The sequence below is a fragment of the uncultured Caballeronia sp. genome, assembly GCF_964243625.1.
Classification (GTDB): domain Bacteria; phylum Pseudomonadota; class Gammaproteobacteria; order Burkholderiales; family Burkholderiaceae; genus Caballeronia.
Genome location: NZ_CAXTGZ010000381.1, coordinates 1 through 5,999, shown reverse-complemented (window position 1 = coordinate 5,999; position 5,999 = coordinate 1). Strand labels below are relative to the sequence as shown.

General features: G+C 59.7%; 4 protein-coding genes. 1 reads left to right on the top strand and 3 read right to left on the bottom strand.

What is annotated here, in order from left to right; translation table 11 throughout:
• Positions 1-853 precede the first annotated feature (853 nt).
• On the top strand, positions 854-1,282 hold the full coding sequence (locus tag ACFFAR_RS22310) for a hypothetical protein (protein WP_174365170.1): 429 nt from the start codon (positions 854-856) through the stop codon (positions 1,280-1,282).
• Between the two features lie 248 nt (positions 1,283-1,530).
• Here the strand turns inward: ACFFAR_RS22310 and ACFFAR_RS22305 are convergent, their stop codons facing one another.
• From ACFFAR_RS22305 to ACFFAR_RS22295, 3 genes are read right to left on the bottom strand one after another with little or no spacing between them, the layout of a single operon-like run.
• A complete protein-coding gene (locus ACFFAR_RS22305) occupies positions 1,531-3,075 on the bottom strand; it encodes an efflux transporter outer membrane subunit (RefSeq protein ID WP_174365171.1) in 1,545 nt (514 codons plus the stop codon).
• A complete protein-coding gene (locus tag ACFFAR_RS22300) occupies positions 3,065-4,594 on the bottom strand; it encodes a DHA2 family efflux MFS transporter permease subunit (RefSeq protein ID WP_062001089.1) in 1,530 nt (509 codons plus the stop codon). Before ACFFAR_RS22300 ends, ACFFAR_RS22305 begins: the two co-directional genes overlap by 11 nt.
• A gap of 2 nt (positions 4,595-4,596) precedes the next feature.
• Positions 4,597-5,721: an HlyD family secretion protein gene (locus tag ACFFAR_RS22295; protein ID WP_075360359.1), complete on the bottom strand. Its 1,125-nt coding sequence runs from the start codon at positions 5,719-5,721 to the stop codon at positions 4,597-4,599.
• Between the last annotated feature and the right edge of the window lie 278 nt (positions 5,722-5,999).

Below are 5,999 nucleotides of genomic sequence, written 5' to 3'. Positions count from 1 at the left end.
CTGGCATGACGTATTCCGATCGAAGGCGGTGAACGGCTGGAGCGCCTTGGGTATCGACGGAGAAGCTTCCAGCCTTGTGACCGGGGTGCTGTCCCTGTCAAGGATGCGTTGACGAATAGTATAGGAGCCGAAAATGGAAGAGGCCACACCGGGTTATTGATGGAATCGGCATTCCATGGTTGACCACCTGCAACTCATCGAGCAATCGCGTCGTGCTCAATGGCGGTGGTGCGCAACCGCAATCGTGACAATCGCCATCGCCCCTGCTCGCATACGACAGGGAGTGGACGACTGGTTTGACCCACAACTGCCAGTCGCCTACTCGCGCTTTCAGTGGCCGCTTGCGAGGTACATCGGCCGTTACTTTTTTCGGTTCGCTAGGCAGGTCGTCAATCATTTTGGTCATCCAAAGCTCGCTTGGGGAACGTTCGTTATCCGCGCACACACGTTTGAGTTGATTTTGATGATTTCGACTGGTGTACACTTAATTTATGTCCTGCTTCGGCAAGATTTGGCTGACTGCGGCCCCGGTTGTGAGCGACCCAAAACGCAAATCGTCGAGCGCCGCTTGTCACAGATACGACACGCCAGATTTCGACACGCAGTTTTACTTTTTTTGGCCTGTACGGTCTTTTTAGTCACGTGCGTCTGGCCGGTTTAATCGCTCAAACGGCATGCACAATACGACAATGAAAGGCTTATATGCGTCGCAGCAACGAATTTGATTACACCAAGCAAGCCGCTGATCACCTGCGCGAGGTGAGCAAACGATCCGGCATAGACATTGGATCGGGTCATGCACACATGCTTGTGGCCGCAGCTTTCGGCTATGGTTCTCGCAAGGCTATGCAAGATGATCCAGATGGCCCATATATTGGCCGATCAATGGCTCAGTGAGCGGGCCGATAACGTTGGGAAGATCAAAGACGCTATTGCCCGCATGAATGATGCGCCTGTCCAGCTAGATCAAGCCTCGATGATTGCCGCATTGATTCAGGAAGGCCTGACGCCGGTTTGTGTGAAATGTGGGCGGCTTAGTTCACAAAACATGGCTGTCGGTGATGTAAGGCCGGGGGATGAGGCGAACTGGATTTGTAGAACCTGTGCCTCGGACAATTCTCAGTACGGACACTGCCGATGCTGTGGAGAGAATCTGCTCTTCAGCGTCGACGAATTGGATGACCAAGGGCTCTGTCAGGAACATGCTGGAGAATTCGACCTAAGCCCTGAAGAAGAGGAGGACTGGGAAAGTTACATTGAGAATGTGCAGAAGGGAGACTGATACTCCATCTTCTCAGCCATCGTCGAATAGGCTCCCTTGGGAGCCTATTTTTTTGCGCTTGTTGTTGCGATTCTCGTCTCCATCACGCTAGCCACCGCCTTCGAATCGTGCCGGTCGCCGGTCAATCAGAAGCGAAAAGACGTTGATCGGCGTAGGTTGGCAGATCGAGAGGCTCTGGCCCCTTCCGTGCGGACGTCATGAGCTGGCCAGCCTCTGCCACCACCCCCAACATCCATCACCCACCAACCTTATTCCCGCCCAGCCGTAGCCACCACCCCTCCTCCCGCATACTCCGCACCTTCAACATCCCACCCGCCGCCCAGCGCCTTATAAAGCGAAACAAGATTCGTAGAAACAGTCGCCGTACTATCGACCCATTGCTGCTCGCTCGTGAGCAACGCCTTCTGCGCCGTCAACACGTCCAGGTAATTCGACAGCCCCCGGATATACCGCTTGTTCGCAATATCCAGCGCTCGCTTCGACGCCTGCACACTTGCATCCAGCCGGTCCCGGCGACGCTGTTCGGAGGCAAAGCCTGTGAGCGCGTCATCGACTTCCTGAAACGCCGACAGCACCGTCTTCCGATACGTAATCGCCGCTTCCTGCTGCTGCGCTTCCCTCAACGCGAGCGTCGCACGCAACCGTCCACCCTCGAAGATCGGAATCGAAAGGCTCGGCCCCGCGCTATAGCTGCGCGCGCCCCAGCTACCCATATTCGTGAACTGCGTGGCCTGGATGGCGACACTCCCCGACAGCGTGATCTTCGGAAAAAAGTCCGCCTTCGCCGCGCCGATACTCGCCGTCGCCGCATGAAGCTGCGCATCCGCCTCGCGGATATCCGGCCTGCGTCGCGCCAGTTCCGATGAAAGCCCGATCGGCACGCGCGGCGGCGCCATCGGCACGGCCGAAGCGGGCGTCAACTGCGCCGCAAGCGCTTGCGGATATTCGCCGAGCAACACCCCAATTGCGTTGATGAGCTTCGCTTCCTGCTGCTCTTGCTGCGGGATATCGGCGGCGTTCGTTTCGGCCTGGCTCTGCGCATTTGCCACATCCAGATCCGTGGCGAGTCCATGCTTCGCGCGCTCGTTCGTGAGTTCCACAGTGCGCTGCGCGAACGCCAGATTCTCGCGCGTGATCCGCAGCTTCTCCTGCGTTCCGCGCAGATTCAGATAATCGCGGGCAACTTCCGCAGCAGTTGAGACGATCGCGTCATGCCGCGCTTCGTTTTGAGCATCGGCGGTGGCGCTCGCGTTTTCTGCAGTGCGCCGGACGCGGCCCCAGAGGTCGAGTTCCCACGATGCATCGAAGCCATACTGGAACAGATTGAACGGCGGCAGTGCGCTTCCCGTCGATTGCGTCGGCACACCGCCCTGCCGTCCACCGAGCCCGTTTGTATCAGTGGCCGATGGTGACCCGCTGCCCCCGAGCAAACCGATGACGCCATCGGCGCTCTGAAGTTCGCGTGTGTACGACGCGTTGCCATTGAGCGTAGGGAACTCATCCGCTTTCGCCTGCCCAAGTTGCGCACGCGATTCGGCGACCCGCGCCGCCGCGACCTTGATATCCAGATTACTGTCTATAGCGCGCTTGACCAGCTCCGTCAAAAGCGGATCGCCGAAGCTGTTCCACCACAGCGGATCGATCGGCTCGGGTACCGCAACCGAGCTCGTGCCGTCAGTTTTGGCCGGCGGGGACCATTGCGGCGTCTGCAGCGCGGGATGCTCGAAGTTGGGACCCATCGTGCAGGCGGACAGGAAGACGACAAACGGAATCCATCGATAATCAATGCGCATTGACCTGTGCCCCCTTCGGCAGCTTCGGCAACAACAAACAGATGGGACACAGCACGAGCGAAATGACGCCCAGCGTGATGAACACATCGAGGTAACTCAAGACAGACGCCTGCTGTTCGACCCTGCTGGCGATCGATCCGAGCGAATTGACAAAGCCGTTGTATGGCGTAATGTGTTCGGCGAGCCGCGCATGGTGGAACTGGTCCCGCCACGCGAGCTGCGTTGTCACCAGCGACACACCGAAACTGCCGCCAAGATTGCGCATCATGTTGATGAGCGCCGACGCGTTGTTGTTTTCTTTCGGCGGAATGCCGATGAACTGCACGGTCGAAAGCGGAATGAAGAGGAACGGCAGCCAGATGACCTGATAAAGCCGCGACAACGATACATCCCAGAACCCGATGTTCAGATTGAGCCCGGCGGTATGAAGCAGTGCGACGCCGGTGCCCGCGAGCGACATCATGACGAGCCATTTGGGCTGGAACACGCGCCCGGTCACCACGCCGGCTATCGGCATGAAGAACAGCGTGACGAGGCCCCCAAGACCCAGCGTCAAACCGGCATTGGTTGCGTCGTAACCCAGCAGTTCCTGCGTGAATTGCGGGAGGATCTGCGTCGTGCTGTTGATGATGAAGCCGAACGCGAACATCACGCTGCAACTGATGGCAAACGCCCGCGATTTGAAAAGCCGCAGGTTCACGATCGGCTGGGCCACGGTCAGTTCGCGAATGACCAGCGCGATCAGCGCAACGCACGCGACCGCCGAAAACGAACAGATGAAGTTCGATGAAAAGCCGTCCTCGCGTTCGAACTTGTCGAGCACGATCTGCAGGCAGCCGAAACCGACCGCCACCAGGAAGAACCCGAGATAGTCGATTCTCAGCCCTTTATCGAGCAGCGCACGCCGCTCCTGCTGCACGAGCTTGCTGTCGCTCACGAACATCCACGTCAGCACGAGCGACACCATCCCCACCGGCAGGTTGATCAGGAACACCCAGTGCCACGAGTAGTTCTCGGTGATCCAGCCGCCGAGCATCGGTCCGATGGCGGGCGCCGTGACGACCGTGAAGCCGTACAGCGCGAATGCCATCGCGCGTTTTTCGGGTGTGAACGTGTCAGCGAAAATGCTTTGCTCGACAGGCGCCAGTCCACCGCCGCCAAGCCCTTGCAGCACGCGAAAGACGATCATCATCGGCAACGAGGTCGCGAATCCGCACGCCACCGAACTGACCGTGAACAGCAACACGCAGATCATGTAGAACCGCTTGCGGCCGATCACGTTTGCGAGCCAGCCGCTGATCGGCAAGACGATCGCGTTGCTCACGAGATAGCTGGTCGTGATGTACGTGCTCTGGTCGAGACTCGCGCCCAGTCCGCCGGCAATATGCCGGAGCGCCACGTTCGCGATGGTGGTGTCGAGCACTTCCATGAAGGTCGCAATCGACACGATGACCGCGATCAGCCACGGGTTGAACGGCCCCGCCGCCGACCGGGGCAACGCTACGTGAGTAGTGGCCATGCTTATCGCACCGTCACGCGCGGGCTGACCGAAAGGCCGGGCGCGAGCGGCAGATGACGCCAGTCGTCGCCATCGAAGACGATCTTCACAGGCAGGCGCTGCACGACCTTCACGTAATTACCCGTCGCGTTTTCCGCGGGCAGGCTGCTGAACACCGAACCCGTCCCGCGCTGGAGGCTTTCCACGTGCGCGTGAAGGACAGTGTCCGGATAAGCATCGACGGTGACATCGACCGCTTGCCCCACGTTCATGTGAACGAGCTGCGTCTCCTTGAAGTTGGCGGTGACCCACATCTCGTCGGGCACGACCGCGACCAGCGCCTGACCGGGCGTGACGTAGTTGCCGAGGTTCACGGTGCGGCGCGTCACCTTCCCGGCTTGCGGCGCGAGCACTTCCGTGTAGCTCAGTTGCAGCCTGGCGTTGTCGACATCGGCATGATTCTGCCGCACCGACGCCAGCGCGGCATCGATCTTCGTTTTCTGCGATGCAACCTGCGCCTCGCCCGCCTGGACCGCCTGTTTTGCGCTGTCGAGCTTGGCAAGCGCGCTCTTGGTCGTCGCCTGGCTTTGTTCGAGTTGCTGGCGCGTGATGGCGGCGGGGTCCGTTCCCGTGAAGCGGGTCAGGTCCTGCTGCGCCTGCGTCAGGTCGGCTTGCGCCACGCGCACTTGCGAGATCTGTTGCGCCAGGCTCGCCGTCTGGTAAAGCAGGTCGGCACGCGCCTGCGCGACTTGCGCCACGGCATTGGCTTCCTGCGCTTCGGCTTGTTCGAGCTTCACTTCAAAGTCGCGCCGGTCGATGCGCAAGAGCGGCTGATTCTTCTCGACATGCTGGTTATCGGCTACAAGCAGTTCGATGACCCGCCCGCTCACCTGCGACGCAATCTGGCTCTGATTGCTGTCGATGAACGCGTCGTCAGTGCTTTCGTAATGCCGGCTGTGCAGCCAGTACGCCACGCCCGCAACCACGCAAACCAGCAGCACCACGCCACCGATCACCGCGTTCAGGCGCTTGCGCCCCGGGCTCATCGGCTTGGATGTTTCCTGTTCCTGCCCCTTTGTCTGCGCGTCGTCGCCTTCGGGCTTTTCGCCGCCGGAGGGCGTACTGTTTTCGCTTTCACTTCCGGCCATTGCATTCTCCAAAATAATATTGAGATGCATTCTACAATAGAACGGAACGGTATCGTTCTATTCAAAAAGCCTGCGATAATCCGGTCACGTAATTCGCGAAGGAACAGTTGTGAGCCGCACCCCGAAAAGTGTTGATTCAGATGTCTCGCCCTGCCCGATCAGGTCGTCCCACACGCTCATGCCGGCGCCCTCATGTCGCGGCCTTGGCCGGGTGCAGCAGCGTGCGCCGGGGCGGCGCGATCAGCGCGGTCACCGCCGCCGTGATGTCGGCCGCGATG

What these genes read in the sequence shown, in the direction of transcription:
- ACFFAR_RS22305 (WP_174365171.1), bottom strand. Translation starts at nt 3,075, where the DNA reads ATGCGCATTGATTATCGATGGATTCCGTTTGTCGTCTTCCTGTCCGCC.
- ACFFAR_RS22300 (WP_062001089.1), bottom strand. Translation starts at nt 4,594, where the DNA reads ATGGCCACTACTCACGTAGCGTTGCCCCGGTCGGCGGCGGGGCCGTTC.
- ACFFAR_RS22295 (WP_075360359.1), bottom strand. Translation starts at nt 5,721, where the DNA reads ATGGCCGGAAGTGAAAGCGAAAACAGTACGCCCTCCGGCGGCGAAAAG.
- ACFFAR_RS22310 (WP_174365170.1), top strand. Translation starts at nt 854, where the DNA reads ATGATCCAGATGGCCCATATATTGGCCGATCAATGGCTCAGTGAGCGG.